The organism is Arthrobacter sp. TmtSoilC48, from assembly GCF_059739425.1.
Genome location: NZ_AP046049.1, coordinates 510,479 through 536,517, shown reverse-complemented (window position 1 = coordinate 536,517; position 26,039 = coordinate 510,479). Strand labels below are relative to the sequence as shown.

The window sequence follows — 26,039 nt, the reverse complement described above, 5'->3', positions numbered from 1 at the left end:
CAGTAATTGCCGATCCCGCACCGCTGTCAGAGCAAGAATCAGCCCAGTTCAGCCAGCACCTTGGCTACGATCCGGTCAACAGACAAGCCGTAACGTTCGTGCAGCGTTGGCAACGCACCGGCGTCGAGGAATTGGTCCGGAAGCGCGATGGGAACCACGCGCTTGCCGAGACCGGCGGTTACGACGGCGGACGCAACGGTTTCGAACAGACCGCCAACAACCGTGTGGTTTTCCAGCGTGACGGCCAGGCGGTCGGTGTTCAGCTCGGCCAATACAGTGTGGGAGTCGAACGGCTTGATGGTGGGCGCGTGCACCACAGCGACATCCACGTTGTGCTTAGCAAGCGCATCCGCAGCCTGCAGGGCACGCATGGTCATCAGGCCTGAGGACACGAACACCACGTCGTTGCCTCCTCGCAGGACTTTGGCCTTGCCGAGCTCGAACGTGTAGTCGTACTCATCCAGGACGGTGGGCACGTTGCCGCGCAGCAAGCGCAGGTACGTTGGCCCGTCCGAGGCCGCAAGCTGCGGGACAGCCTGCTCAATGTCCACCGAGTCGCAGGGATCCACGATGGTCAGGTTGGGCATGCCGCGGAAGATCGCCATGTCCTCGGTTGCCTGGTGGCTCGGTCCGTAGCCGGTGGTCAGACCGGGAAGCCCACCAACAATGTTGACGTTGAGGTTCGGCTCGGCGATATCCAGGCACAGGAAGTCGTACGCGCGGCGGGCGGCGAACACCGAATACGTTGACGCGAACGGAATAAGTCCCGTCTCCGCCATGCCTGCTGCGGCTCCGAAGAGTAGCTGCTCCGCCATGCCCATTTGGAAGAACCGGTCCGGAAAGGCCTTGGCGAAGATGTGCATGTCCGTGTACTTGCCAAGATCGGCGGTGAGTCCAACAATCCTGGAGTCAGCCTCAGCTGCCTTGACGAGCGCGTGCCCAAACGGCGCCGAAGTCGTCTTCTGGCCGGGGTCCGCGAAGGACGCGATCATGGCCGAGGTCTTCAGCTTCGGCTTGGCCGGCGAACCCGGCGAACCCGCCGAACCAGCCAGGCCGGCCGAACCCGCCACACCCGCCGCCGTCGTAACTGTGCTCATACGGAAGCCGTCCCTTCGTATCCTGCGGTCAGCTGCTCGCGGCAGATCTGCCATTCGTGTTCTTCAATGCGCATGAAGTGCGCCTTTTCGCGGGTTTCCAAGAGCGGCACGCCGCGCCCAACTTTGGTGTCGCAGAGGATCACTGATGGCCGCCCGACAGCAGCTGACTGCGAACTGATGTTGTCGAACGCTGCCAGCAGCGCACCGACGTCGTTCCCGTCCACCCGCTGCGTGTACCAACCGAACGCTTCCCACTTTTCGGTGACCGGCTCGGTGCGCAGCACGGTATCCGTGGCGCCGTCGGCTTGCAGGGCGTTGATGTCCACCATGGCGGTGAGGTTCCCGAGCTGGTGGTGGTGCGCGCCCATGGCGGCCTCCCACGTGGAGCCCTCATCCAGCTCACCATCGGAGAGGAAGTTGATCACGCGGGACGCGGAGCCCTGAAGACGCAGGCCCAAAGCCATTCCGACGGCGATCGTCAGGCCGTGTCCCAGCGAACCGCCGGAGATCTCCATGCCGGGCGTGTAGGTGGACATCCCGGACATTGGGAGGCGGGAATCGTCGGAGCCGTACGTTTCGAGCTCAGCGACAGGTACGATTCCGGCTTCGGCCAATGCTGCGTAGTGGCCGATTGCGTAGTGACCCGTGGAGAGAAGGAAGCGGTCGCGTCCCTCCCAGTGCGGGTCGTCGGCACGGTATGTCAGCTGGTCGGCGTAGACGGCAGCCAGCATGTCAGCCGCGCCGAGGGCCTGGCCAACGTAACCCTGGCCTTGGACCTCGCCCATGGTCAGGGCGTGGTGGCGGATGCGGTAGGCGGCGGCACGGATGCGCTCTACCCGCTCGGCCGCGGGAGCGGCCGTGGCTGTTTCAACTGATGAGAGAGTCACTGGTTTCCTTTCGGAGCCGGGCGCGCGCCGATGGGGAGTACGCGCCCGACGTCGATGGCTGCTTAGGCGTTTACCGTCTGGGGAGTTTTGCTGGCGGCTTCTTCGGCGAGCGCACGCTCACGCTTGCCCCAGGTTTCCCGGGTGATGAGTGCTGCCCACAGGCCGATGGCTGCATAGAAGCTGAACAGCAGCGCCGGTCCCATCCAGCCCATGCTGACGAACAGCAGGGTGGTGATGAAGGGGGTGAAGCCGGAGACCATGGCGGAGATCTGGTATGACAGCGAAGCTCCGGATGAGCGGGTCTTGGCCTGGAAGAGTTCGGGGAACCATGCTCCCTGGGCTCCGGCGAGGGAATTCTGGCACACGGCGTAAGCGACGACGATTGTCGCGATGATCAGCAGGAACAGGCCCGTGTTGACCAGCATGAACATCGGGATTCCGAAGACGACGGCGAACGCGGTGGACCAGATGTAAACAGGACGGCGACCAACGCGGTCCGTCAGTTTGCCCCAGAAGTAGGTGGCGAAGATACCGATGCCGGCTGCCACGCAGAGCGCCACCAGGGTTTCAGTCTTGTCCGCCAGCTTGTTGGTGTGAAGGTAGGAAATCATGTAGGTCACGGACACTGCGTAACCGGCGGTTTCGGCAATACGGAGGCCGATGCCCCGGACAATGTTGCGCCAGTCGGTCTTGATGACATCCACGATGGGAGACTTCACGATGTCGCCCTTGGATTTGACGTCCTCAAAGACCGGGGACTCGGGAACCTTGGAGCGGATGATGAGGCCCACGGCAACCAGCACGATGCTTGCGAGGAACGGTACGCGCCAGGCCCATTCGCTGCCGAGTCCCACGCTGCTGAGGAAGACGAGGTTTGCGAGCAACAGGCCAACCGGGAAGCCGGCCTGCACGATTCCCGTGAACTGGCCCTTCTTTCGCCACGGTGCGTGCTCGTAACTCATGAGGATTGCGCCGCCCCACTCGGCACCGAAGGCCAGGCCTTGGATGACCCGTACGATCACCAGGAGCGCGGGAGCCAGGAGGCCCACCTGCTGGTAGGTGGGCAGAAGGCCGATAGCGAAGGTTGCCAGGCCCATCAGGATGAGCGAAGCCACCAGGACCGGCTTGCGGCCGAGCTTGTCGCCGAGGTGGCCACCGATGATGCCACCCAACGGACGGGCAGCGAAGCCGACGCCGAGGGTCGCGAAGGAGGCCAGGGTGCCAGTCACCGGGTCGGCGCCCGGGAAGAACGCTGTACCGAAGTACAGTGCAGCGGCGGTGCCGAAACCGATGAAATCGTAGGTTTCGATGACTGCGCCAACGCCCGAACCGACGGCAACGCGCTTTGCTTCCTTGGTTCCATGAACCGGACCACGCATGGTCAGAGCTTCATTGCTCATTTGTGTATTTCCCTTTCGAAGAGTGAGGCGCTTCTTAGGCAACTTCACTGTCGACAGTCAACATAATACGTCAACTGTGACGGAGGACACCAGCAATGTCAACAGTCAACTTCAAAGGTTGACTGTCAACAGTCAACCCGGCTAACGTGGTCTCCATCACTAAGGCCTTCTCCGGCGAGGGCCCTAACTTGAGGATCAACGACGATGTTCCATCACCGACTGGGCTGTTCTTCCATCAGCTTCCGACACCAGGATTTGGCGACTGCCCTGAAAGCCATGGGCGCCCTCGGCTTCGAAGAAATCGACCTTGGCGCGCTGCCCGGCGTTTGCGACCACGTGCCCTACGTACTGGACGCTGAGGCAGTCGAGACGGTCGCCGCCGTCGTCAATAACGCGGGCCTGCGGGTCCGCTCGGTAAACGGCGACGTCGGGGACCTGAACGCATTGCTCGACGGCGGTGCGCAGGAAGCGCGCGATCGGCACCTGGAGATGCTGCTCGCCTTGGCGGCAAAGACCGGCGCGAAGGCTCTGGTCCTGCCGTGCGGCGCGATCGACCATGACCCGGTGAAGAGCTTGGAAGAGGACATCGACGCTGTGGCAGCTCAACTGATCCACGCGTCTGCCCGCGCCAAAGAGTTCGGCGTCGAGCTGTGGACCGAATCCCTGCACTACTACCGGTTGTGCTGGAACACGGAGCGCGCCCAACTGCTCGCCGACCGCCTGGCGGGCTCCGACGTCGGAATCGTCATGGACTTCAGCCACATCGTCGCCTCCGGAGGCGACCCCCTGGACTTCGTCAATCGTTTCTCCGCCAGCATCAAACACGTCCACTTACGGGACGCTGTGCCCGCCACGGAAAACGAACCGGGGAACATCAACCTCAGCATCGGCAATGGCAAGGCCGACTTCCCTGCCGGACTCGCAGCCCTGCGGGAAGTTGGCTACACCGGCCACTTCTCCCTGGAGCTCGAAACCAGGGACGTCACCCATGATGAACGCCCGGCAGCCGCAGCCAAAGCTGCCAATTACATCACAGACCTCATCTGAACTTTTTCCACCAACCACCATTCAAGGAGCACCATGACCACCATCCAGCGCACCGCCGTCCTCACCGGAGCTACCTCCGATCGCGGCATCGGCCTGACCACCGCCCGCCGCTACGCCAACCAAGGCTGGGGCATCGTCATTCTGGACCTCGACGGCGAGAAGTCCGCCAAGGTTGCCGCCGATATAGCCAACGAATTCAACGTCCCCGCGTTCGGCTACGAAATCGACGTGGCCAACGAAGCCTCCGTCACCGCAGCCCAGGCAGCCGTCGCCGCGGAAGTTGCCGCCGGGAACCTCCCGCCCGTGGGCGCCCTTGCCAACATCGCCGGCATCACCTCGCCCATCCCGTTCCTGGAGACCACCCTCGAGCTGTGGCACAAGGTCATGGACGTCAACGCGACCGGTACATACCTCGTCACCAAGGCATTCCTTCCGGACATGATCGCCAACGGCTGGGGCCGCATCGTCAACATGTCCTCGGTCTCCGCCCAGCGCGGCGGCGGCGTGTTCGGCAAGGTTCCCTACTCCGCGGCCAAGGCCGCCATCCTCGGCTTCACCAAGGCACTTGCCCGCGAAATCGGCGAGACCGGTGTGACCGTCAACGCCATCACCCCCGGCGCCGTGGACACCAACATCCGCGTCGGCAGCACCGAAGAGCAGGAAGCTGCCATCAACGCAGGCATCCCCTTGGGCCGCAACGCCACCACCGAGGAAGTTGCCGCCGTCATCACGTTCCTCTCCTCCGAGGACTCCGCGTACCTGACGGGCACCACCATCGACATCAACGGCGGCAGCCACATCCACTAGTTCGAGCTGCTCGAAGGAAACCCAGGACCCACCATGACCAGAATCTTCAACGATCCCGCCGACTTCGCTGACGAAGCCCTCGCCGGTTTCTGTGACGCCCACTCGGACCTCGTCCGCCAGGTAGAAGGCGGCGCAGTCCGCCGCAGCCGCCCCGCAGCACCGAAGGTCGCCGTCATTACCGGCGGCGGCTCCGGACACTACCCGGCCTTCGCAGGCATCATCGGACCGGGTTTCGCTGACGGCGCCGTGGTGGGCAACATCTTCACTTCGCCCTCCACCCAACAGGCCTACTCCGTGGCCAAGGCTGCCAACTCCGGCGCCGGCGTCGTCTTCACTTACGGCAACTACGCCGGGGATGTCATGAACTTCGGCATGGCCAGCGAACGCTTGAACACCGAAGGCATCCCGGCGGAAAACGTGCTGGTCACGGACGACATCGCCAGCGCCTCCCCCGAGGAGATCGAAAAGCGCCGCGGCATTGCCGGGGACTTCGTGGTCTTCAAGGTCATGGGTGCTGCCGCGGAGGCCGGGCTGAATCTCGAGTCAGTGGTCCGCGTGGGACGCAAGGCCAACAGCCTTACCAGGACCATCGGCACTGCATTCAGTGGCTGCACCTTCCCTGGCGCCGACCAGCCATTGTTCAAGCTTCCCGAGGGACAGATGGGCCTGGGCCTGGGTATCCACGGCGAGCCTGGACTATTCGATACCGAGCTGCCGTCCGCCGTCGAGCTTGGCCAGGAGCTGGTGAAGCGCGTGCTGGCTGAGACGCCCGGGTCCGGTTCAACGCGGCTGGCCGTGATGCTCAATGGATTGGGTTCAACGAAGCACGAGGAACTGTTCGTTCTCTGGCGCACTGTGGCTCCCCTCCTCCGCGAGACTGGCTACACGCTGGTCATGCCGGAGGTCGGCGAACTGGTGACCAGCCTGGACATGGCCGGCGCTTCGCTGACGCTCACGTGGCTGGATGATGAACTTGAGCAGTACTGGACCGCTCCCGCGTTGACGCCGGCGTACCGTCGTGGGGCTGTTGGCTTCGAGGCTGCTTCGTTCGAAGACCCGGGCGTCGACGCTTCTGCCACTGACGCTGTTGACTACTCCTCCACCAGCGAGTCGCGCGAATACGCTGGGCAATGCCTCTCCGCCCTGGACGCTACTGCCGCCCTGTTGCGGGACTCCGAAACAAAACTGGGCGACATGGACGCAATCGCTGGCGACGGCGACCACGGACGCGGCATGGTCCGCGGATCCGCGGCAGCCCTCGCAGCGGCATCTGTTGCTTATGCACGTGGAGCCGGCGCTGGCTCCTTGCTCATTGCTGCCGGAGACGCCTGGGCCGACAAGGCCGGCGGTACGTCGGGAGTCCTGTGGGGTGCCGGACTGCGTGCCTTTGGCGAGCGGCTGGGAGACGCAGAAACCCCGACGCCGGTAGTCCTCGCCGAATCTGTTCGCGCCTTCGCGGACCGCATCACGAGCCTCGGCAAGGCGGACCTTGGCGACAAGACCATGGTGGATGCCCTGCTGCCGTTCGCTTCGACGTTCGCGGCGTCCGTTGCTGCCGGATCCATGGCCGAGGAGGCCTGGTCTTCCGCGGCTGACGTCTCTTCCAAGGCAGCTGCGGCCACGGCAGAACTCCGTCCGTTGAAGGGCCGCGCCAGGCCGCTGGCCGAGAAGAGCATCGGCACGCCGGATCCAGGGGCGACGTCGCTCGCCATGGTGTTTGCCGCCGTCGGGCCGCATTTCACCGCAGTTCCCGCCACTGCAGGCAACTGCGCAGCAAGCAACTAGGAGAATCACATGCGCATCATTGTGGGCGCCGACGAAGCAGGCGTTGAGTACAAAGACCGGATCCTGGCCGACCTTGAGGCTGACTCCCGGGTCACAGAGGTCATCGACATCGGAGTAAACCCTGCGGACGAGGACTTCAGCAAGCCCTATCCGTACGTGGGCATCGCGGCCGGTGAAATGATCCGCGACGGCAAGGCCGATCGGGCCATCCTGTTCTGCGGCACAGGAATCGGCGTGGCCATCGCCGCCAACAAGGTTCCGGGCATCCGGGCTACCGCTGCACACGACTCCTTCTCCGTGGAGCGATCCATCCTGTCCAACGACTGCCAGGTCCTCACCATGGGCCAGCGCGTTGTGGGCGTGGAGCTGGCGCGTCGGCTCGCCAAGGAATGGATCGGCTACGCGTTCGACCCCCAATCCAGCTCGGCCGCGAAGGTCAGGGTTCTGAGCGACTTCGAGGGCTGCTAGGCCTTCGGGGCGCTCCTGCCTCGCGCTAAACTTGACCATGACCGGTGCCCGTGCCCGTCTCCTGGCTTGGTTCTTCGCCCTGGCCGTCCTCCTTTCAAGCTGTTCGTCCGCGAACGGCGTGGACGAGGCCGCCTCCAACCAGCCGCAACCAGTCGAGTCGGCGCAACCAGCCGACTCCGCGCAGGCAGCCGGAGGGGAAGTCGCCCTCGCCACTCAAGCACCCCCGCCGGCGTCCCCCAGCCCGACTTCGGTGCCGGCACCAGTCCCGGCACCTCTCCCGGCACCAGTCGCGACGCCTCAGCCGTACTCCCTTAACCTCTACCAACAGGGCGACTTCGTACCGCAGTACACGTTCGACTGGTGCGTAGCGGCGAGCATACAGATGATGCACAATCTCATCGATGACACCGGCGGCGGTACCTGGGCCGGCCGCGCCCAGCAGAACGAGCTATGGGACATGGCGCGAATGAGGTCTTCCGATTCATTCAACGGCGCCAACCCGTTCGGTTGGGCAGCAGTGCTGACCGCGGTGGGAATGGGCCCCTACCAAGTTGTCAGCATTGCCGACTACGACGATGCCCTCCAGACAGCGGCGCGGGCCATGGCCAGTACGGGCCGCCCGGTGGGGCTGGTCATGTGGAGTGGTCGCCACGCCTGGGTAATGAGCGGATTCGAGTCACTCGGCGATCCTGCCCAGTTCCCGGAAATTCCGGTGACCGCAGTACGCGTGCTGGATCCGCTGTACCCGTACGGCAGCGGACAATGGGGGCCATCGCCGGCCCCCAACAGCCTGCTTACCCCGGATCAGCTGGCGACACAATTCGTGGTCCGGGAGCCGCGACGCTGGAGCAGTGCGCTCCCCGCCGGGTACCTGCTGGTGCTTCCCCGGCCCTGACCAGCCCGCCGGGGCCCCGCGACTGCAGCTAGAACCCGCCGCCACCACCGGCATCGCCAGCCATGTTGGCGAAACGCGAGTAGTGACCCTGGAACGCCACGACGATGTCCTTGGTGGGGCCGTTACGGTGCTTGGCGATGAGGATGTCGGCTTCGCCTGCACGCGGCGATTCTTTGTCGTAGACGTCTTCCCTGTGGAGGAGGATGACCATGTCGGCATCCTGCTCGATGGAGCCGGATTCACGGAGGTCGGAGACCATGGGGCGCTTGTCCTGGCGCTGTTCGGAACCACGGTTCAGCTGCGACAGCGCAATGACGGGGACCTGAAGTTCCTTGGCGAGCAGCTTGAGGGCACGCGAGAACTCGGAGACTTCCTGCTGGCGGGACTCCACTTTCTTGCCCGAGCTCATGAGCTGGAGGTAGTCGAGGATCACGAGTTTGAGGTCATGCTGCTGCTTCAGCCGGCGGCACTTTGCCCTGATTTCCATGAGCGACATATTGGGGCTGTCGTCAATGAAGAGCGGGGCATCGTTCATTCGGCCCATGGTGGTGGCGATCTTGGACCACTGCTCGTCCTTGATCGTGCCCTTACGAAGGTCCTGCAGTCCGATGGTCGCTTCGGCGGAAAGCAGGCGCATCGCGATCTCGTTCCTGCCCATTTCGAGGGAGAACATGACTGTGGCCAGGTTGTTCTTGATAGCGGCGGAGCGGGCGAAGTCCAACGCGAACGTGGACTTACCGACGGCAGGGCGGGCAGCGATAACGATCATCTGGCCCGGGTGGAGTCCATGGGTCAGTTCGTCGAGCTCATAGAAACCGGTGGGAACGCCAACCATGCCTTCGCCGCGATGCCCGGAAGCTTCGATCTCGTCCACGGTGGACTCCATGACGTCCTTCAACGCCACGTAGTCTTCGGCAGTACGCTTTTCAGCAACCGCGTAGACCTCGGCCTGTGCCTGGTTGACGAGGTCTTCCACTTCGCCGTCCTGGCCGTAGCCCATCTGGACGATCTTGGTGCCGGCGTTCACGAGTCGGCGCAACACTGCGCGCTCTGCCACGATCTCGGCGTAATAGCCTGCGTTGGCGGCTGTGGGAACGGTTTGGATGAGCTCGTGCAGGTAGGCCGGTCCGCCGATCCTGTTGATCTCTCCGCGCTTGGTCAGCTCATCGGAGACCGTAACTGCGTCGGCAGGTTCGCCGCGGCCGTAGAGGTCAATGATCGACTCGTAAATGGTCTCGTGGGCGGGACGGTAGAAGTCGTGGCCACGGACAATTTCGACGACGTCTGCGATTGCGTCCTTGGACAACATCATGCCGCCAAGGACTGACTGCTCAGCGGGGATGTCCTGCGGAGGTTTCCGGCTCGAGTCCGAAGCGCGTGCGCCCTCGATTGAGTCCAAGTGCGTAACTGACAAAGCCGTCCTCCATTTGTGTACCGCTGCAGAGAGTTAGTCCTCAGTGGTGCGTAAAGCGCAGGTGTACCTGGGATGGATTGCCCGAGCCTCCGGACCAGCCGAGTGCTCCTGTTATATCCATGGGGGTCCGACAATTTTCGGCTTTCCCCAATTTCCACAACTTATCCACAGAAGTCTCCCCAAGCACGTTTGCGCGCGGCTGCCTGAAGGTCACTGAGAGGGCAAATTCCATACTGAAACAGGTACCCGAGCCACGTTAGCGGTGCGCAGTCCGGGCGCAAAGTCCACTGTCAAGCCCACATGTGGATAACCTGTGGAATACCGCCCCCACGTTGTGCACAGTCTGTGCGTTACCCTGTGGATAGAGAAATTCTTTTTGCGGCAACTAGCTTCTGACCTGCGGAAACACTCATCACAGCCTGTGGAGCAAAGAAAGTTTTGGTGGAAAATCATCCACAGACCCGGCACGGCCGGCTGGTCGTCGTAGCCCAAAATCCATGCTAAACATGCCGCAAATGTGATGCGTCTTACAAAGAGGGCCCTAATTTGACACTGTCCTCTCAGAAGTCTATGCCGGGAATGGAATGTGCTGTGGATAACCAAGTTCTGGCATAAGCTCTAAGCATGGGGATGAACTTTGGTGACGTGCTGATGATTGCCCTTCCGCTAATTGTCCTCCTGGGCCTGCTGTGGGCGCTTTCAGCGGCTTTCAAACCGCGCGACACAGGCCTTTCGGATGCCGAGCGTTATCAACACGAACTTGCGGCCCGGTCCGCAGCGCACCAAGCCTCCCAGGTTCAGGCGGCCCTTGCTGCCCGCGCCAAAATCGAGGCTTCCACCAAGCCAAGCCAGAACGAGGCCCAGCACACCCAGCAGACGGAACAAAGCCGCGCTGCTCATCAGGCTCAAGCAGCCAGGACGGCCGGCGCCCAAAGCGGGCACCAGCCAGCGGTGCTTCCCAATGGCCAGCTCAATCCCCAGCTCGCCTTCGACTTGCAGAACCTGGTCCGCAGCGGGCGCAAGATCGAAGCCATCAAGGTCTTCCGCCAGGCAACCCATTCAGACTTACTCACTGCTAAGAACTACGTAGATCGGCTCTGACAACGCCATGGATTCCTTGTTTATCCCGCTCGTAATTTTGATCGCGGTCATTGCGGGCGTACTGCTGCTTATGCGTTCCTTCAGCAAGCGTTCGGCCGAGACCAAGGCCGGCGCCGCTGCGGCCAACCCACCCAAGGATCCAGTGCAGTTGGCGAAAGAATCGGCGGCGAAGCTGAACGAGGAACAGCACAGGCGGCTCTACTCGCTTATTGCCCAGGGCCAGGGCATGGCAGCGATCAAGCTGTATCTGCAGGCCACCGGTGAGGGTCTACGGGCATCACGCGACGCCGTGGGCGCTCTGGCCGCACACCCCCAGCCCTTCACGCCGGAGGCGCAGCCCAAGGATCTCCTGTCGGACGACGACGACGAGCCCGAGCGCTTCCCGTACCGGTACCGGGCAATAGTCAGCAAGGGCGATGTAACGCGCGAAGTGAGCAGCAACATGCTCAACGACGAGATCTACGGACGGATCCGTACCTTGGCAAAAAGCGGTGATGTGGAGGGCGCAGCATTGGCACTGACACGCCACTCGGACATCACCATCAAACAGGCCCGTGAATTCATCGAGCTCCTGGAAGACTAACGGCGGCTAGAAATCGAAAAGGTCTCCCAGGAAGCCTTCCTTCTTCTTGCGTTTACGGCCATATTCGTCGCGACGGTCATAGTCACCCCTGCGCTCATAATCCCGGCGGTCATAGTCGCGTCGATCGCCGCGGTCATCGTAGCGGGGTTGTTGGGGCCGCGATTCAAAGGGGTTGTAGACGGGCGGCGGTGCGATCGGAGGGTGCGGCGGGGCCGGCGCCTGCCTCGCAGGGGCCGGCATGGAGTCGGCAGCGACGCGATCAATGATCTTGTCCAGCTCACCGCGGTCCAGCCATACACCCCGGCATTGCGGGCAATAGTCAATCTCCACGCCGCTTCGTTCGCTCATCACCAGGTCAATGGAATCCACAGGACACTTCATGCTTGGCCCAACGATCGGACCCGGTGAAAAGTTCGGACTACCTGCCGGCTGAAATGCCGGCCAGCAGCTGTTCGAAGGGCAGTGACTCCAGCGCCGGGGCCTTGCGGCCCGGCTGGGCGCCACTGAGCAGTTGCACGAGTTCGCCGGCCGCCCGGTCCACTCGCGCTGAGAGGGGCGAGCCGCCGTCGTCGTTTCCCCAGTCCTGGGGCCCGGCGAAGACGCCGGTGGCAGCCGTGCGGGTCCTGAGGTAGCTGAACAGCGGCCGCATGGCGTAGTCCAGGACCATCTGGTGGCGGTCGGTGCCGCCTGTGGCGCCAAGCAGTACGGCTTTGCCGTCGAGGGACTTGGGGTCCAGGACGTCGATGAACGACTTGAAGAGGCCGCTATAGGACGCGCTGAAAACGGGACTGACGGCGATGATTCCGTCTGAATCCTCGACGCCGGCGATCACTTCTGCGAGGCGGGGCGCGGCATAGCCGGTCACGAAGTTGTTGGCGATGTCCACCGCCAGGTCCCGCAGCTCGACGACGTCAATCCTCACCTCATATCCTGCCGCGCGCAACTGCCGCTCGGCGGAGGCGGCCAGTTGGTCCGCCAGCAGGCGGCTCGACGACGGGACGCCGAGTCCGGCGGAAAGGACGGTGATGCGGCGGGTTTCCATGGCATTCTCCTGTTGCTCGTTCATTCCCAGCTTACATGCATATGCATCTAAATGAGTGAACGAGGGAGCATCACGAACTATTCCCATAGGTACGGTCACAGCTGAAGAGCCCGGTCGCATCCGGACGTCGAGTGACGAACGACGGTAAAATTGGGGCTAGAGGTGCATGGCGATGTCTATGGCTTTTGTTGTTGTCCTGGTCTTGTTGGGTGCGGCTTCCCTTGCCGCGGCGATAGGCACGGTGGCGTTGGTGATCCGCGACGGTCGCGGGGAGATTCCACTGGAACCTCCGGTTCGGCCATGGGCGGCGGGGCACCTCCCAAGCCGGCCGTACTCCACTCTTCCCCGCATTTAGCTCACTTCGACCTGGCGGCGTGCGTGGACAGGAAGTCGAAGGTCTTGTCCCTGGCATCGCGCGCCTCGGCGAAGTTCAAGTGGAACTGGTACTCATGCGGCAGTTCGGGATCGTGGTCCGCGGCCCAAAACAATTCGGTCACCGGAACACCCGCTTCCTTCAGGCGATTGCCGTAGGGGACCGACTGAAGCCACGTCAGACCATCGCCGTTGCCGCCGCTGATGAAGGTCGGCGGGAAATCCTTGGTTACAAAATCAATGGTGGACATGGTGCTGCCCGCATATGTGGAGGACCAGTCCTTCGTTCCGGTGTAGGCCCACAGCGAGGTTTTGAAGCCCCACGCAACCAGGCCATTGAGGTCGGCCATTGCCCGCAGGTCATACACACCGCAATGCAGGATGGTGGCCGCGAGGTCCGATTTCTGGAGCGCGGGCTGGATCCCCATCAGGTTGGCATACTCGGGATTAACAGTGAGAGTGGTCATTTGGCTGGCCAACTGCGCGCCTGCTGAATCGCCAGCCAGGACAATCCGGGTGGTGTCCACGTTCAATTCACTGGCGTGCGCTTTGATGTAGCCGAGCGCATCGTTGATGTCCCGTATCGCGGTGGGGTAGACGGCCTCCGGCGCGATCGGGTAGCTCACCCCAATGGTCGTGTAGCCCTCGGCAGCAAGAATCCGAAGATAGGGTTCCACATCGCCTTGAGCCCCCGAGATCCACGCACCGCCATGGATCCAGACGATCGTCGGGAGGGCCTCGGTAGTGCCGGCAGGACTGAAAACATCGAAAGTAGAACCGGGCTTATAAACCACACCGGCCCGCTCCTCCAACGGAGTGTCCGGGACGTAGGGCGCCATCTCGTCAATGGTGGACTGCGCTCCGCGCTCAAAAACACTGCGAATCAACATGGCGGAGGGCCAAGGAGTCGCCGACAGGGCAAGCAGGATGAACAAGATCAGAATGATGGCGAGGTCGAGTTTCCTCACTCGGGCAGGACGCCGTCGTTTGGCCTGCACAGCTGCCCTGGAACCGGGACCTAAAGGGGAACCACCTCCCTCATCCGTCCGGGCTGTTGCCCCGCCAGTCACGTTGGCTTGAGTCGATTCCAATGGCCCCATTACACACTCCCCCAATTGGTGTACCTGTGGACCATGCTAAGTCTGCGGGGCTGGATCATGAAGGACCCGCCACGCCATTGGCTCAGTCTAATTTGTCGAAGAGGCTTGCAATATGAGTTTAAACTCATAATATGGGATCAGTGATGTGGCCTGTCTCACGGCGCGCATCAATTCCAAGCCTTCAGAGTGGAAGGCCCAACGATCGGATTCCCCCATGTCAGACATTGCTGTTCTGATCAACACAGCTGTAGCGGTCTTGGCCGCCGTCGTGCTGATCGTCCGCTTCAGAGTCAACCCCGTCATCTCCCTGGTCATCGCCTCCGTGTACCTGGGCCTGGCCGTCGGCCTCGGCGTCGAAGAGACCGTCAAAACCATCACCTCCGGCTTCGGTGAGATCATGGTGGACGTCGGCCTGCTCATCGCGTTCGGCGTCCTAATGGGCTCCATCCTCAATCAGAGTGGCGCCATCCGGCGCCTTGTGGAGCAGCTGCTCAAGACCTTTGGCCCGAAACGCCTGCCTTACACGATGGGCCTGGCAATAGGCACGCTCCTCCAGTCCATCTTCCTTGACGTCCTGCTCGTCATCTCAGCCCCGCTGGCCCGCAAACTCGCCCCGAAAATCGGAAAGCTGGGTACAGCCCGCATGGCAACCGCCATGGCCATCGCCCTGGAATGCGGCATTGTCTTTACGGTTCCGGGCGTTGCCTCGCTGGCCTTGGCAGGCCTCCTCAACGTTCCCCTCGGCAAGATGCTGCTCTTCGGCCTGTTGCTGGTTATTCCGACCATCATCATTTCCATTGCCATCATGACGTTCCTCTTCCGCCGCGGTTTCTGGAATGAAACCAAGGACGAGGACCACACCTTCGTGGCCGAGGAAGACAGCGAGGGCGAGGAGCCCACCAGCGGCCCACTCCCCGCAACAAATACCGCCGGCAAGTCCGCAGTCGGCTCCAACACGAAGCCAACCGGCGCTGCACTGGCTGTTGCCGAACGCGAGAGCAAAGAGAAGCCGCTGATCATGCTCTTTGCACCGCTCCTGACTTCCCTGATCCTCATCGGCGCCGGAGCCATCCTGCAGATTTTCAAGATTGATCTGCCCTGGCTCCAATTGCTTGGCGAACCCGTCATCGCCCTTCTCATCGGACTCATTGGTACGTGCCTTGTCACCCGTGCATCCATCGGGCCAGAAGAAGGTTGAGGAGGCCATCACCGTCGGCTTCAAGGAAAGCGGCCAGATCCTGATCCTCACCGGTGTGGGCGGATCCCTCGCGGCAACGGTAAAGGCCGCCGGCCTCGGCGATATCCTTGGTGGCTTCTTCTCAGCGAGCACCGTCGCCCCGCTCCTGGTGGTCTGGGCCATCGCCGCAGTGCTGCACATCGCCGTCGGGTCGGTCACCCTGTCCGCCATTACGGCAGCCGGCCTGCTGGCACCCATCGCTCCCGCGATCGGCCTGGATCCAGTACTGCTCGCCCTCGCAGCCGGCGCCGGATCGCTCTTCATGGTTCACGTCACCAGCAACACGTTCTGGCTCCTGCAGTCCCTTTTGGGCCAGAGTGTGAGGGGTGCATTGAAATCGGTCACCGTGGGAGTTTCGGTAGCCTCGGTGGTCGCGATCTTGCTGATCCTGCCCATGAGCCTGCTGTTCTGACCGCCCCGCCAACCGTCCCATCACGAAGCACGCACGAGAGAAGACCATGACACACCAAACAATCGCCCCATTGGACGGCGTTCGAGTCCTCGAGCTCGGCAATTACATCGCCGCTCCCACGGCTGGCAGGCTGCTCGCCGATTTCGGCGCTGAAGTCATCAAGGTCGAGCGTCCAGGCACCGGCGACGAGCTCCGCAATTGGCGCCTCCACAAGGGCAACACGTCGATGCTCTACCGCACGCTGAACCGCAACAAGAAGTCAGTGGTCCTGGATCTCCGAACGGAAGCCGGCAGGGCGGCCGTGTTGGCGCTCGTTGCAAAGTGCGACATCCTGCTGGAGAACTTCCGTCCTGGAACGCTGGAAAAGTGGGGCCTCGGCCCAGAAGTCCTCAACCAGGCCAATCCGGACCTCATCGTCACCCGCATCTCCGCCTTTGGGCAGACTGGGCCACTGTCCGAGCGGCCCGGTTTTGCCGCCGTCGCCGAGGCGTATAGCGGGTTCCGCAACCTGGTGGGCGATCCGGACCGCGCGCCTGTCCGCGTGGGCGTCTCCATCGGAGACTCGATCGCGGGCCTTTACGCCGCCTTCGGCTCCATGATGAGCCTGTACCAGCGTGAAGCACGACGCCGGGACTCGGCTGGCGCTGTGCCGCTCACCGAGCGCATCATCGACGTCGCGCTGAACGAGGCGATGTTCTCCATGATGGAATCGCTCATTCCCGACTACCAGGCGTACGGCGTGGACCGTCAGCGCGTTGGCGGCCGCATGGAAGGGATCGCTCCCTCCAACGCCTATGTCTGCAAGGACGGTGCCAGCATTGTGGTGGCCGGCAACGGGGACTCCATTTACCAGCGGTACATGGAAACCATCGGCCGGGCGGACCTCGCCAAGGACCCGGAGCTGCAGAGCAATGCAGGACGCTGGGCACGCCGCGAGGAACTGGACCAAGCCATCGGCGAATGGTCCGCGCAGCTGACAGCTCCTGAAGCTTTGGCAGCCCTGGATGCCGCTGGGGTTCCGGCTGGTCCCATCTACACAGCCGCGGACATCAGCACGGACAGCCAGTACGCGGCCCGCAACATGATCCAGAAGTTCGACGTTTCCACTGGCGAGGAGATCCTTCCGGGGGTAGGTTTCCCGGGCATCGTTCCCGTGATCGGAGACCAGTCCCTGCCCATCCGCAATCTGGGACCGGACCTCGGCGAAAACACTGAAGAAATCCTTGGCGGGCTCCTTCACTTGGATGCTGCGCAAATCGATGCGGCTTCGGGCCGCGAGGAGGCTCTCCGACCATGACCAGCTTTGAAAGCCCCCTTGCCACAACACTGGGCAACACTCTGGGCAACACCATCCTGCGGGACGTCACCCTGAGGGACGGGCTTCAGCTCACCGGCAAACTCCTGCCCACTGAGCAGAAGATCGAAACTGTGCGGGAGTTACTGCGGCTGGGCGTGCCGGCCATTGAGCTGGGATCCATGGCCCGGGCTGACCTGGTCCCCACCATGGCGAACACCTTGGAAGTAGTCCAGGCACTCACTCCCGAGGAACTGGAAAAGTGCTGGATCTGGGTAGCGACACCCGGCCACGTTGCCAAGGCATCATCTGCGGGCGCACGGAATTTCCAATACTGCCTGTCTGCTTCCGATTCACATAACAAGGCGAACATTGGCCGCACCACGGACGAAAGCCTGGCGGCTTTGCCCGAGGCGGTTGAGTACGCCCGGGCAGTCGGAGGCCAGATACAACTCTGCATCGCAACGTCCTTCACCTGTCCTTTCGAGGGCTACGTTCCGGAGGAGCGGATCCTTTCGATCGCCAACGATCCCCGGGCCGAGGGCACCACGGACATCGTCATTTGCGACACCCTGGGGCAGGCCGTTCCCGCCCAGGTTTCCAGCCTGATCACGCGGGTACGGGATGAATCCCCTGCCCGGCGGATCGTCTATCACGGTCACGACACCTGGGGCTTGGGCGTGGCCAACACCCTCGCTGCAATCCAGGCGGGCGCCGCTATGGTGGACGGCGCTTTGGGCGGCCTGGGCGGTTGCCCGTTCGCGCCCGGCGCCAGCGGCAACACCTCCAGCGAGGACATCCTGTTCGCCACACGTCCCGAATGGCTCACGCCGGACGTGTTTGGCGAACTCGTGGTCCTGTCAGAGAAGCTGCTTGCCGAGCTGGGCGAGCCCAACCGTTCAAAGGCTGCCCAAGGCGCGCGCTCCCGGGCTGCAGCTTTCGACTGGGTCATCCCGTCCTCCACAGGGAGCAACTAACCGTGGGCAACCACTTCCTTGTCACTACGGCCATCCCTGAGCCCGGTCTGCAATTGCTCTCCGACGCCGGTCAGGTCACGGTCCTTCCCCAGCCGCCTGATTACGCAACACTTTCAAGCTTGTGCGCTTCGGGAGACTACGACGTTGTCCTCACCCAATTACGCGACGTCATCGACGAGCCACTGCTGGCCGGGGCGCGGGTGAAAGGCGTTTCAAACTACGCCGTGGGCTACAACAACATCGACGTCGAAGCCGCCACCCGGCACGGCATCCTCGTTGGCAATACACCCGGCGTCCTGACCGACGCGACGGCGGATATCACCATGCTGCTCATCCTCGGTACTGCACGCCGCGTGGTGGAAGCCGACAGGGTTGTCCGCGAAGGAAAGTTCCTCGGATGGGAACCGGAGTTCATGCTCGGGCGGGACGTCTCAGGCGCCGTCCTGGGCCTGGCTGGTTTCGGCAGGATCGCCCGCGCCGTAGCTCGGCGGGCCCTGGGTTTCGGCATGGAAGTGCTCTTCGCCCCACGGCCACCCGGCGACCGTCCGGTCTCCGACCAGGAACTCGGTGAGTTCGCAGGAAAGGTCCGGCAAGTGCCTTGGCTCGAGCTGGTGAAGCGCAGCGACTTCCTCTCACTGCATGTTCCGCTGAACGAACAGACCCGACACCTGGTAAACGCCGACGTGCTGGCGCGGATGAAGCCCGATGCCATCCTCATCAACACTGCCCGAGGTCCCGTGGTGGACGAAGCCTCTCTCGTGGAGGCCCTCCGCGCCGGTGTCATCGCCGGGGCTGGTTTGGACGTGTTCGAGGACGAGCCCCGCCTCTCGCCCGGACTCGCCGACCTGCCAAACACGGTTCTCCTGCCACACGTCGGCAGCGCAACCGTCCCTGTCCGCGCCGAAATGGCCAGGCTCAGCGCCCTCAACGCGATCGCTATCGCCGAGGGCAACCTGCCACTGCACGCCGTCAACCCTCTCGCCAGAGCATGAGCATTCTGGTTGCCCCTGACAGTTTCAAGGGCACGTATACGGCTGCTGAGGTTGCGTCTGCTATCGCAGCAGGAATTCACGACGGCGGCGGCTCGGCTACTCAGCTACCTGTCGCCGACGGCGGTGAGGGGACTTTCGAAGCACTCTGCCGCAGCCTTCGCGCCTCGCCGGTGAGTGTCGACGTCGTCAATTCTTGGGGCGAGCCGCTCCGGGCGATTCTGGGGATGGCACCCGACGGGACCGCCGTCGTCGAGGTGGCGCAGGCGAGCGGGATATCTGCCGCGCGGAACAGCCCCCAGGACAGTATGTCCGCCAGCACCTATGGGACGGGGCTCCTGATTGCTGCTGCCGTGGACCTTGGAGCGTCGAGTGTTCTGGTGGCGGCGGGCGGCTCCGCGACCACAGATGGAGGCCTCGGAGCCGTTCGAGCCATCAAGGAAAATGGGGGCCTTGGCCGCGCCAGGATCACTGTGCTTTCCGACGTGACCACCTCGTTCCTGGATGCGCCAAGGATCTTCGGACCGCAGAAAGGCGCCGATCCCGCCACGGTTCAGCTGTTGGAAGAACGATTGCGGCAGCTCGCCACGTCCCTTCCTCGAGACCCTTCAAACGTGCCGCGCACCGGCGCGGCCGGAGGGCTATCCGGCGGCCTCTGGGCGCACTTCGGCGCAGAACTCGTATCCGGAGCGGAGGCGGTGCTTGACGCCTCCGGTTTTGACAGGCTCCTTGAATCGGCTGAGGCCGTGGTGGTTGGTGAAGGCCGGCTGGATTCGCAAACCGGAGAGGGAAAGATCATCTCCGCCATCCTCAAACGCGTTCGGAAGAGTCCGCGGGAGATCCCGGTGGTGGCCGTAGTGGGGTGCGTCGCAGACGACTTGGGCAGATATGCGGAGAACTTTGCTTCGGTGTTGGTAGCGACTGATGCCGAGGCGATGCGGGCTGCCGGGCTGGCCGTCGCAAGGCTCTAGCTTGGCTTCCCCGCTCCGCCGGCTGCCATCAACTCCAGCCGTTTTAGTGTCTCGCGGTTGCGGACGGTGATGATGGGATCCCGGAGCACCTTCGGCACCACCTTTCCCGGGCCCCGGGTGGCGTCCTCAGCCATGGAAACGCGGCACTGGTTGCCACCCAGATCCTTCAAGGTAATGCGCACTTTTGCCTCACCTACGGGCCAGCCACGGGCTAAAAGTTCCAGGCTCCGTCCAGGTTCCACGGCGGTGATGCTGGTGCTGTCGTTGAGAAGGAGCGGCCAGGCTCCCACGGAGTGATGCAGCTTTGAACCGACCTGTGGCCAATGATCATCCACCGCACGAATCCTTGAGGCGCCAACTACCCACCCGGAGTAGAGCCAGCCATCGGCGATGACATTCCAGACGTCGGCGGCAGTTGTGTTGAACAGCTGGGTAACGGTGGACATGGATTTCCCTTCTGTGTGCCTTCGGCATCTGTGGTGAGACTAAGCTAAGCATGCTTACAAATTGACTGCCATAGCCCGCCTACACTGTTGGCATGGTCATCAGGGAGTGGCGTTACTGGGCGGCATGCGTAGCTCTGGTGTCCATGCTGCCTCTGGCGTCATGTGACGGTGTCCGCCGCCAGGAACCGCCGACCACCTCCAAGGATCAGCCCATCATCGTGGAGGTCAATCAGTCCCGCGACCAATACGGCAAGCAAGCCATCCTCATACAGCTCACCAATACCACAGACAATCCCCTTACCGTGAGTGGTGCGCGGCTGAGCTCCCCGTTGTTTGAGAAAGACATTATCTGGGAGCCAACAACGGGCGTTCTGGAGCTACCACCCCGGCAGCCCAAGAGCCTTCCCGCCAATTTGCCTGCTCCGCATTGCAGGCAGTTATCTTCTGAACCCGTCAAGGCCGTCGTTCAATATTCGGAACCAACTCAGGGACCCACGGAAACCTCGGTTGAGGCGCGGGATCCGTTCAACGTCCTGCCCCGGAACAGCGACGAGCTGTGTTTGGGAGCCGATGCTGCCTCCGTAGCCGCCATCGTCTTGGACCCCGCCCTTGAGGTGGCCCCGGATGGCCGCACCGCCGTCGTGCGTCTTGTCATCACCCCTGTGAGCACCCCCGGTCAGTCGCCCCAAAAGCTCATGATCAAGTCCATCGACGGAACCACCCTGCTGGCCGAATCGCCTGCGGATCCCTGGCCCCGCGACATCACGATAGCCTCTGACGCGGCCATGCGGGAGTTACCCGTGACGATCCGTCCGGCGCGATGCGACCCGCATGCAGTGGCCGAGGATAAGGTGGGAACGCTGTTGCCGCTGAGGATTTCGGTGGGCGCACGGGAAGGCGTGCTGAAGGTTGCAGCACCGAATGAGTTACGTGGGCGTATCTACGACTTCGTGACGGCGGCCTGCGGTGGAAAGTGAGGGTTCGCTTGATGTCGATTGCCGGAAGGACAGACGTCACCCCGAAGCTGGCTGCGCTCCGGGGTGAGCCGTTCAATCCCGCCTTATCTATTTGTCAGTACTCGAAGTGACGGTCCCCTCTGAGAAGACGAACTCACCTATGACCGTGACGCCGTCGAGGTCGTAGACCGGGATACTCACCGGACCCTTCGGTCGGTTTGCCTGCCAATGCAATGCTTCTTCTGGCGACTTGAATAGCGACGGATCGCCACTTGCTACTTTTCGTTCGCTGTTCTTGACGTACCCAATTCGATCGTTGGTTGCATAGGCCCGAATCAGGTCCGGTTCAACGGAAACCCCCTCGACCTCAGTTGGAAGCCCATACGTTTGGCCAGCGGCATTTTTCTCGAAGGGGGCGTCACTCAACACGACGGCGGGCGATTGGGGCGATACTTCGGGTGTGACTGTGGGCTGGGATGTAGCGCTGGCAACTCCGATTCCGGCACCGCCGAGAAGAATTGCTCCTAAAAGGACAGTTGTGGTTCGGGTTTTCAACAGACGTTTCATTTGCCGCTCCGAAATCATGGGTTCTGGACTTTCCCTGGAATAGTCGAGTACTGGTTATAGGAGCTTGACCACGTGTTCCAAGCCATGGTTTCACCGTGGCTGTAGAAGTACCGCATTCCTCCACCAAAGTTGTAGTAAGCCGTGTACCCCCGCCACTCGCCAGGACAGAGGGTGACCTCGGTGTAGTACCAAGGACCTTCAGACCTCAAAGCAGCGCCAGTGCCGCTCGCCGAACTCTCAAAGAGCTTCGCTTTAGCAGCGATCGAACCTGCTGAGACACAATGCGTGTCCGGTCCGCTTCTCGTTTCTCCCCAAGCCTGAGTACTTTGCACGATGACGTTGGCCTGATTCCAATATTGAATTCCGCTAACCGTGTAGACACCTCGATCTCCGGGCGCATTACCCGCGTGCGCAGCAGTGGGCGACAGTGCCAGGGCTGTCGCTAGGCTTCCTGCCAGTAATGTTTTTTGTAAGAGACGCATAAAATCCTCCGATGACTCGAATTCAAAACTCGCCTTACTACCTAAATTCCCTATATACGTTTTCGCACAATAGAATACTGCCGTCACTGCCTCACTCCGCCCGCGTCACCAGGCCAACACTGACGTGCCGACACCTACTAGGTGTGCGCGCACACGGAAACGTGACGCAGTTCTCATTACCCAGGATCGAGGAGAATTTTTTTTGCGGCATCATCGAGCCGGAGTTTCCCTCAAGAACCGGCAGACATAGGCCGCGCTGGAAGTGCGGCCTATGCGCTCGAATGGCATGTCGGGCCAGCTTGACCGTTAGTGCCGCAGCGTTGAGATTTGATCGATGGCAACACGTAGAATTTCATGCGCATTGAACGGCGATTCTTGCCTAAGAACCGGACGAGCAGAACACGTTCCAGAGACTCACTATGGACGAGTAGACCGCACGATCCATGTAGCCGATCTCGCAGCCCAACGAGGCTGGCGTTAGCCGACTGTAGCCAGAGCGGCCGGAGCGCATTCCACCCTGACTTTCACATTGGCTTCCACTGTCTTCACTTCACCATCCATCTGGTACGGCAAGGGTTTGAGCGTAGTGAATTCATAGCTGCTCACGCTCGGCTGATCGCCCAGGCCTTGGGTGGTTGCGCGGAGGGCTGTCAGCAGCACACGCCATTTGGGCATGTGTGGAAAGACGATGACTTCGAATTTTCCGTCAGAGGGGTGGTCTTCGGCCTCACTGAGCGTGGCGTACTTGGCCATTTCGGGGATGTTGGCGAAAACCAGGCTGTCGAATTTCCTGCGTTTGCCATCGGATGTTCGGATGGCGAATGGCTCGAATTTTGAAAACGTCTTAATGACGGAGACCATTTCAGTCAGGGCTCCCTTGCTGCCCTTTTCGAGCTCGGTGGCCACAACAGGTGTGAGACCAAATCCGATATAGGAATGCGCATATTCCAAAGGCTGGCCTTCTTTTTGGCCTGTGTGAATGCTCAAGAGGTCAATCTTCCGGACGTGGCCCTCAGCAATAGCTTCTTCCAGTGGCTTGGTTCCCGTGATCCGTCGGTGATCGTTGGCGTTGCCCGCAGCCATGACCGCACACACGGCTTGCGGGTTCCCGGCCTGTATTACTCCGTTGACAACCTCGTTATAGCCACCGTCACCACTCACGGAGACAACCAGGACGTCGCCTCCCTTTGCCGCCGCCGTCCTGGCCAGCTCAACGGCATGTCCAGCGTGTTCAGTAGGCTGCAGGGTAATCTCTGGCGCGTAGGAGAGCATGTCCTTCAGCTTGACCTGTAATTGCTCAGCCAGTTCGGGTGCATCACCTGTGCTGTTGGGATTGAAAATAATGGCGATCGATTCAAAATTCCGTGCAGAATGCATAATGTGCTCCTTGCGTGTACGCCCGTTTGGTTACTACCCGTTAGCTCTTAATAGCCCTTACGACTCCCCCGGGAACCGCCCGCCGATGAGTCTGGTCATGTGTTCCGCTGTTGCGAGCAAAGGTTCCACCCACGCCTGGCACGTCTCCAGCGGCATCCGCAGCGTCGGGCCGCTGATGGTGACTGCTCCCACCAGGGCAGCAGCTGAATCGAACACAGGCGCCGATAGCCCGGAGGCACCGTCTTCCCGCTCCCCCACGGTAATAGCAAAGCCATCCGCCCGCGTCTTCTTGACTGCTGTCTCCAATTCCTCGGAACTGGTGATGGTGTAGTCCGTGATCGGCTCCAACGGGTCCTGAAGGACAGCCTCCATCAGTTCAGGAGACCAAGCAAGCAGGACCCTTCCCGCCGAACCCGCATGAAGCGGGATGATCTTGCCAAGGTGCATCTCGCGCCGGAGCGCGTGACGGGTATCTGCCATGGCGACGCAAACGCGGTAGTGCTGTTCTGCTTTGAAGAAGCACGCAGTCTCACCGGTAGTATCGCGCAACGTCTTGAGCAGCGGGCTTAGAATGTCAACCACTTCCATGCCACGGGTGGCCGGAGCTGCCCAATACGCCATCCGCATGCCAATGCGGTACGCGTCGCCTTCCCGGTCCAGGAATCCTTGGGACGTCAGGTTGGTGACGAGACGCTGCACCGTGGAGGTCGGCATCCCCGTGTGCTCACGAATGTCGCTCAGCTGCAGCACCGGCTTCGACAGGGAGAAGGCGTCCAGGATGGACGTGATCTTGCCAAGGACAAGCAAAGGGTTGCCGTTGGCCTTCGCGGAAGCATCGGATGCTGACATAAGTCTCACGCTAAACGCTCGCCCGGGGGGACGCCAATCCATCCCCCAAGTAGGTAGCAGGTGATGCCGTTTTGAGCGTTCATAAGGGCATCAGCTGCTACCTACTTGGGGGGCTAGAGCAGCACGGTGCCCTGGATGCACGTAGCCGATGCCCCTCCGATCCAGATGTCACCGTCCTCAGCCTTCACATGGATGCGCCCCGCCCTGCCCAAGGCAGTGCCCTGCGCCGCCACGTATTCATCAGGTGCCCGCCCCGTGCCGATCAGCCACTGCGCTGCACCGGCGTTGAAACTTCCGGTCACGGGATCTTCCACCATGGCGTCGCCCGGAATGAACGTGCGCACTTCAAAGTCGACGTCGGACCCAGGCTCGTGTGGGCCGATCACCCCGACCTTGAGGTCACCCATCGCCACGAGATCCGGTTCGATCGCCAGGACCTGTTCTGCAGACTCAAGCAGGACACCAACCCACTCCGGGCCATTTACCAGCCATGATGCGTCCAGCAAGGCGTCCTCCGAAAGCCTCAGACCGGCTGCCAGCTGGGAACGAACGGCAGCGTCCACTGCTTCGAAGCGGGTCAGTGGTGGTGCAGCGAAAGCCAGCCTTCCGGCGTCGTGCTTCACTCGAACCAAACCTGCGCCGCATTCCTGCACCAGCACGCCATCCGTCTTGGGCTCTCCACCGGCCTGCAGCCAGGTGTGGGCGGAACCGAGGGTTGGGTGCCCGGCGAACGGGAACTCCTCGCTGCCAGTAAAGATGCGCACACGGTAATCGGCACGCGGATCCGTGGGAGGAAGAAGGAAGGTGGTCTCGGAAAGGTTGGTCCAGTTGGCGAAGTGCTGCATTGTCTCGCTGCTCAGTCCCTCTGCATCAACCACAACTGCGAGGGGATTACCGCGATACGGCTGGGCGGAGAAGACGTCGACCTGGTGGAAGGGGCGGATACGCAAGGATTCTGAAGTCACCGCTGCAGGCTATCACTGGGTGGCCGGCCAACCGCGTGTCTGCGAAACTACGAGCATGGCAGAGAACAAGACCCAGCCCACGGGCATGTCCGTGGATGAATTCCTGTCCGCGGTGGAACACCCCGGCCGGCGCGCCGACGGGTTGGAGCTGCGGCGGATGATGCAGGAGATCACTGGAAAGGAAGGCGTCATGTGGGGGCCGACGATCGTCGGATTCGGCAGCTACCACTACAAATACGAGAGTGGACGCGAAGGTGACTCCGCCGCCGTCGGATTCTCACCGCGCAAGGCAAACCTGGCACTTTATGGCCTCACGTACGGTCCCGACGCCGATCGACTGCTTCCTGAGTTGGGCAAACACAAGACCGGGGCTGCATGTTTGTACATCAACCGGCTGGACGACGTGGACCGTGAGGTCCTCGCAGAAATGATCAGGACGGGCTACCAACACGTCATGTCGGAGCTCCACACGCCGACCTCGTAAGCAAAAGGACCCCCACCACCGGAAACCGGTGACGG

28 protein-coding genes are annotated in these 26,039 nt (G+C 62.1%); 16 read left to right on the top strand and 12 right to left on the bottom strand.

Going from position 1 to position 26,039, the window contains the following annotated elements; all coding sequences use genetic code 11:
* Nucleotides 1-38: 38 nt before the first annotated feature.
* The 3 genes from AC6I97_RS02620 to AC6I97_RS02610 form a co-directional block, all read right to left on the bottom strand.
* Nucleotides 39-1,097: a transketolase family protein gene (locus tag AC6I97_RS02620; protein ID WP_497943996.1), complete on the bottom strand. Its 1,059-nt coding sequence runs from the start codon at nucleotides 1,095-1,097 to the stop codon at nucleotides 39-41.
* Nucleotides 1,094-1,984, bottom strand: coding sequence for a transketolase (locus AC6I97_RS02615; RefSeq protein WP_224165873.1), 891 nt, complete (start codon nucleotides 1,982-1,984; stop codon nucleotides 1,094-1,096). The genes AC6I97_RS02620 and AC6I97_RS02615 overlap by 4 nt, the downstream gene beginning before the upstream one ends.
* A 62-nt stretch (nucleotides 1,985-2,046) precedes the next feature.
* Complete coding sequence (locus AC6I97_RS02610; RefSeq protein WP_224165874.1) at nucleotides 2,047-3,384, bottom strand: MFS transporter; 1,338 nt, start codon at nucleotides 3,382-3,384, stop codon at nucleotides 2,047-2,049.
* Nucleotides 3,385-3,588: 204 nt separating this feature from the next.
* On the opposite strand from AC6I97_RS02610, the gene AC6I97_RS02605 reads away from it, so the two are divergent.
* The 5 genes from AC6I97_RS02605 to AC6I97_RS02585 are packed head-to-tail and all read left to right on the top strand — an operon-like array spanning nucleotide 3,589 to nucleotide 8,386.
* Nucleotides 3,589-4,431, top strand: coding sequence for a sugar phosphate isomerase/epimerase family protein (locus tag AC6I97_RS02605; protein WP_224165875.1), 843 nt, complete (start codon nucleotides 3,589-3,591; stop codon nucleotides 4,429-4,431).
* A gap of 33 nt (nucleotides 4,432-4,464) precedes the next feature.
* A complete protein-coding gene (locus AC6I97_RS02600) occupies nucleotides 4,465-5,238 on the top strand; it encodes an SDR family NAD(P)-dependent oxidoreductase (RefSeq protein WP_224165876.1) in 774 nt (257 codons plus the stop codon).
* 33 nt (nucleotides 5,239-5,271) lie between these two features.
* Nucleotides 5,272-7,023, top strand: a complete 1,752-nt coding sequence (locus AC6I97_RS02595) for a dihydroxyacetone kinase family protein (protein ID WP_497943995.1) — start codon at nucleotides 5,272-5,274, stop codon at nucleotides 7,021-7,023.
* A 9-nt stretch (nucleotides 7,024-7,032) separates the two neighbouring features.
* Nucleotides 7,033-7,491: a ribose-5-phosphate isomerase gene (locus AC6I97_RS02590; protein ID WP_224165878.1), complete on the top strand. Its 459-nt coding sequence runs from the start codon at nucleotides 7,033-7,035 to the stop codon at nucleotides 7,489-7,491.
* A gap of 37 nt (nucleotides 7,492-7,528) precedes the next feature.
* Nucleotides 7,529-8,386 (top strand): hypothetical protein, encoded by an 858-nt coding sequence (locus AC6I97_RS02585; RefSeq protein ID WP_224165879.1) that lies wholly within the window; start codon nucleotides 7,529-7,531, stop codon nucleotides 8,384-8,386.
* A 28-nt stretch (nucleotides 8,387-8,414) separates the two neighbouring features.
* Here AC6I97_RS02585 and dnaB read toward each other — a convergent pair whose 3' ends face one another.
* Nucleotides 8,415-9,800 carry a replicative DNA helicase gene (gene dnaB / locus AC6I97_RS02580; RefSeq protein ID WP_224092586.1) on the bottom strand — a complete coding sequence of 462 codons (1,386 nt, stop codon included), beginning with the start codon at nucleotides 9,798-9,800 and terminating at the stop codon, nucleotides 8,415-8,417.
* Between the two features lie 630 nt (nucleotides 9,801-10,430).
* Here dnaB and AC6I97_RS02575 point away from each other — a divergent pair.
* Entirely contained in the window at nucleotides 10,431-10,901 is a 471-nt protein-coding gene (locus tag AC6I97_RS02575; RefSeq protein WP_224093934.1) for a hypothetical protein, read from the top strand.
* A 7-nt stretch (nucleotides 10,902-10,908) separates the two neighbouring features.
* Nucleotides 10,909-11,484, top strand: coding sequence for a hypothetical protein (locus AC6I97_RS02570; RefSeq protein WP_224092578.1), 576 nt, complete (start codon nucleotides 10,909-10,911; stop codon nucleotides 11,482-11,484).
* 6 nt (nucleotides 11,485-11,490) lie between these two features.
* On the opposite strand, the gene AC6I97_RS02565 is transcribed toward AC6I97_RS02570, so the two are convergent.
* Together AC6I97_RS02565 and AC6I97_RS02560 are read right to left on the bottom strand one after the other, a co-directional pair.
* Nucleotides 11,491-11,853, bottom strand: coding sequence for a TFIIB-type zinc ribbon-containing protein (locus AC6I97_RS02565; RefSeq protein ID WP_309931460.1), 363 nt, complete (start codon nucleotides 11,851-11,853; stop codon nucleotides 11,491-11,493).
* Nucleotides 11,854-11,902: 49 nt separating this feature from the next.
* Nucleotides 11,903-12,526 carry an FMN reductase gene (locus AC6I97_RS02560; protein ID WP_224167597.1) on the bottom strand — a complete coding sequence of 208 codons (624 nt, stop codon included), beginning with the start codon at nucleotides 12,524-12,526 and terminating at the stop codon, nucleotides 11,903-11,905.
* A gap of 178 nt (nucleotides 12,527-12,704) precedes the next feature.
* Here AC6I97_RS02560 and AC6I97_RS02555 point away from each other — a divergent pair, with 178 nt between their 5' ends.
* Entirely contained in the window at nucleotides 12,705-12,881 is a 177-nt protein-coding gene (locus tag AC6I97_RS02555) for a hypothetical protein (protein WP_497943994.1), read from the top strand.
* Between the two features lies 1 nt (nucleotide 12,882).
* Here the strand turns inward: AC6I97_RS02555 and AC6I97_RS02550 are convergent, their stop codons facing one another.
* Nucleotides 12,883-13,866, bottom strand: a complete 984-nt coding sequence (locus tag AC6I97_RS02550; RefSeq protein ID WP_497943993.1) for an alpha/beta hydrolase — start codon at nucleotides 13,864-13,866, stop codon at nucleotides 12,883-12,885.
* A gap of 346 nt (nucleotides 13,867-14,212) precedes the next feature.
* Between AC6I97_RS02550 and AC6I97_RS02545 the strand changes: the two genes are divergently transcribed.
* The 6 genes from AC6I97_RS02545 to AC6I97_RS02520 are packed head-to-tail and all read left to right on the top strand — an operon-like array spanning nucleotide 14,213 to nucleotide 19,878.
* On the top strand, nucleotides 14,213-15,196 hold the full coding sequence (locus tag AC6I97_RS02545; protein ID WP_497943992.1) for a GntP family permease: 984 nt from the start codon (nucleotides 14,213-14,215) through the stop codon (nucleotides 15,194-15,196).
* Nucleotides 15,168-15,647, top strand: a complete 480-nt coding sequence (locus AC6I97_RS02540) for a GntT/GntP/DsdX family permease (protein WP_497946894.1) — start codon at nucleotides 15,168-15,170, stop codon at nucleotides 15,645-15,647. The genes AC6I97_RS02545 and AC6I97_RS02540 overlap by 29 nt, the downstream gene beginning before the upstream one ends.
* 46 nt (nucleotides 15,648-15,693) lie before the next feature.
* Nucleotides 15,694-16,944, top strand: a complete 1,251-nt coding sequence (locus AC6I97_RS02535) for a CaiB/BaiF CoA transferase family protein (protein ID WP_497943991.1) — start codon at nucleotides 15,694-15,696, stop codon at nucleotides 16,942-16,944.
* On the top strand, nucleotides 16,941-17,918 hold the full coding sequence (locus AC6I97_RS02530; RefSeq protein ID WP_497943990.1) for a hydroxymethylglutaryl-CoA lyase-like TIM-barrel protein: 978 nt from the start codon (nucleotides 16,941-16,943) through the stop codon (nucleotides 17,916-17,918). Before AC6I97_RS02535 ends, AC6I97_RS02530 begins: the two co-directional genes overlap by 4 nt.
* A gap of 2 nt (nucleotides 17,919-17,920) precedes the next feature.
* Nucleotides 17,921-18,910: a 2-hydroxyacid dehydrogenase gene (locus AC6I97_RS02525; RefSeq protein WP_224165886.1), complete on the top strand. Its 990-nt coding sequence runs from the start codon at nucleotides 17,921-17,923 to the stop codon at nucleotides 18,908-18,910.
* A complete protein-coding gene (locus AC6I97_RS02520) occupies nucleotides 18,907-19,878 on the top strand; it encodes a glycerate kinase family protein (RefSeq protein WP_224165887.1) in 972 nt (323 codons plus the stop codon). The genes AC6I97_RS02525 and AC6I97_RS02520 overlap by 4 nt, the downstream gene beginning before the upstream one ends.
* Here the strand turns inward: AC6I97_RS02520 and AC6I97_RS02515 are convergent.
* Nucleotides 19,875-20,324 carry an SRPBCC family protein gene (locus AC6I97_RS02515; RefSeq protein ID WP_224092539.1) on the bottom strand — a complete coding sequence of 150 codons (450 nt, stop codon included), beginning with the start codon at nucleotides 20,322-20,324 and terminating at the stop codon, nucleotides 19,875-19,877. The genes AC6I97_RS02520 and AC6I97_RS02515 overlap by 4 nt on opposite strands.
* Nucleotides 20,325-20,416: 92 nt before the next feature.
* Here AC6I97_RS02515 and AC6I97_RS02510 point away from each other — a divergent pair, with 92 nt between their 5' ends.
* Nucleotides 20,417-21,301, top strand: a complete 885-nt coding sequence (locus tag AC6I97_RS02510) for a hypothetical protein (RefSeq protein ID WP_224092537.1) — start codon at nucleotides 20,417-20,419, stop codon at nucleotides 21,299-21,301.
* Between the two features lie 87 nt (nucleotides 21,302-21,388).
* On the opposite strand, the gene AC6I97_RS02505 is transcribed toward AC6I97_RS02510, so the two are convergent.
* The 4 genes from AC6I97_RS02505 to AC6I97_RS02490 form a co-directional block, all read right to left on the bottom strand.
* Nucleotides 21,389-21,847: a hypothetical protein gene (locus tag AC6I97_RS02505; protein ID WP_224165889.1), complete on the bottom strand. Its 459-nt coding sequence runs from the start codon at nucleotides 21,845-21,847 to the stop codon at nucleotides 21,389-21,391.
* Nucleotides 21,848-22,806: 959 nt separating this feature from the next.
* Nucleotides 22,807-23,706 (bottom strand): diacylglycerol/lipid kinase family protein, encoded by a 900-nt coding sequence (locus AC6I97_RS02500; RefSeq protein ID WP_497943989.1) that lies wholly within the window; start codon nucleotides 23,704-23,706, stop codon nucleotides 22,807-22,809.
* 57 nt (nucleotides 23,707-23,763) lie between these two features.
* A complete protein-coding gene (locus AC6I97_RS02495) occupies nucleotides 23,764-24,555 on the bottom strand; it encodes an IclR family transcriptional regulator (protein ID WP_224092536.1) in 792 nt (263 codons plus the stop codon).
* Between the two features lie 113 nt (nucleotides 24,556-24,668).
* A complete protein-coding gene (locus AC6I97_RS02490; RefSeq protein ID WP_224092534.1) occupies nucleotides 24,669-25,520 on the bottom strand; it encodes a PhzF family phenazine biosynthesis protein in 852 nt (283 codons plus the stop codon).
* 55 nt (nucleotides 25,521-25,575) lie between these two features.
* Between AC6I97_RS02490 and AC6I97_RS02485 the strand changes: the two genes are divergently transcribed.
* Nucleotides 25,576-26,004, top strand: coding sequence for a DUF1801 domain-containing protein (locus AC6I97_RS02485; protein WP_224092532.1), 429 nt, complete (start codon nucleotides 25,576-25,578; stop codon nucleotides 26,002-26,004).
* The last annotated feature ends 35 nt before the right edge of the window (nucleotides 26,005-26,039 follow it).

Excerpts from the sequence above, each read along its gene's own strand:
- AC6I97_RS02595 (WP_497943995.1), top strand. The coding sequence starts at position 5,272 with ATGACCAGAATCTTCAACGATCCCGCCGACTTCGCTGACGAAGCCCTC.
- AC6I97_RS02485 (WP_224092532.1), top strand. The coding sequence starts at position 25,576 with ATGGCAGAGAACAAGACCCAGCCCACGGGCATGTCCGTGGATGAATTC.
- AC6I97_RS02570 (WP_224092578.1), top strand. The coding sequence starts at position 10,909 with ATGGATTCCTTGTTTATCCCGCTCGTAATTTTGATCGCGGTCATTGCG.
- AC6I97_RS02520 (WP_224165887.1), top strand. The coding sequence starts at position 18,907 with ATGAGCATTCTGGTTGCCCCTGACAGTTTCAAGGGCACGTATACGGCT.
- AC6I97_RS02590 (WP_224165878.1), top strand. The coding sequence starts at position 7,033 with ATGCGCATCATTGTGGGCGCCGACGAAGCAGGCGTTGAGTACAAAGAC.
- AC6I97_RS02600 (WP_224165876.1), top strand. The coding sequence starts at position 4,465 with ATGACCACCATCCAGCGCACCGCCGTCCTCACCGGAGCTACCTCCGAT.
- AC6I97_RS02495 (WP_224092536.1), bottom strand. The coding sequence starts at position 24,555 with ATGTCAGCATCCGATGCTTCCGCGAAGGCCAACGGCAACCCTTTGCTT.
- AC6I97_RS02555 (WP_497943994.1), top strand. The coding sequence starts at position 12,705 with ATGGCTTTTGTTGTTGTCCTGGTCTTGTTGGGTGCGGCTTCCCTTGCC.
- AC6I97_RS02510 (WP_224092537.1), top strand. The coding sequence starts at position 20,417 with ATGGTCATCAGGGAGTGGCGTTACTGGGCGGCATGCGTAGCTCTGGTG.
- AC6I97_RS02620 (WP_497943996.1), bottom strand. The coding sequence starts at position 1,097 with ATGAGCACAGTTACGACGGCGGCGGGTGTGGCGGGTTCGGCCGGCCTG.
- AC6I97_RS02585 (WP_224165879.1), top strand. The coding sequence starts at position 7,529 with ATGACCGGTGCCCGTGCCCGTCTCCTGGCTTGGTTCTTCGCCCTGGCC.
- AC6I97_RS02560 (WP_224167597.1), bottom strand. The coding sequence starts at position 12,526 with ATGGAAACCCGCCGCATCACCGTCCTTTCCGCCGGACTCGGCGTCCCG.
- AC6I97_RS02575 (WP_224093934.1), top strand. The coding sequence starts at position 10,431 with ATGAACTTTGGTGACGTGCTGATGATTGCCCTTCCGCTAATTGTCCTC.
- AC6I97_RS02530 (WP_497943990.1), top strand. The coding sequence starts at position 16,941 with ATGACCAGCTTTGAAAGCCCCCTTGCCACAACACTGGGCAACACTCTG.
- AC6I97_RS02535 (WP_497943991.1), top strand. The coding sequence starts at position 15,694 with ATGACACACCAAACAATCGCCCCATTGGACGGCGTTCGAGTCCTCGAG.
- AC6I97_RS02605 (WP_224165875.1), top strand. The coding sequence starts at position 3,589 with ATGTTCCATCACCGACTGGGCTGTTCTTCCATCAGCTTCCGACACCAG.
- AC6I97_RS02545 (WP_497943992.1), top strand. The coding sequence starts at position 14,213 with ATGTCAGACATTGCTGTTCTGATCAACACAGCTGTAGCGGTCTTGGCC.
- AC6I97_RS02505 (WP_224165889.1), bottom strand. The coding sequence starts at position 21,847 with ATGAAACGTCTGTTGAAAACCCGAACCACAACTGTCCTTTTAGGAGCA.
- AC6I97_RS02515 (WP_224092539.1), bottom strand. The coding sequence starts at position 20,324 with ATGTCCACCGTTACCCAGCTGTTCAACACAACTGCCGCCGACGTCTGG.
- AC6I97_RS02610 (WP_224165874.1), bottom strand. The coding sequence starts at position 3,384 with ATGAGCAATGAAGCTCTGACCATGCGTGGTCCGGTTCATGGAACCAAG.
- AC6I97_RS02500 (WP_497943989.1), bottom strand. The coding sequence starts at position 23,706 with ATGCATTCTGCACGGAATTTTGAATCGATCGCCATTATTTTCAATCCC.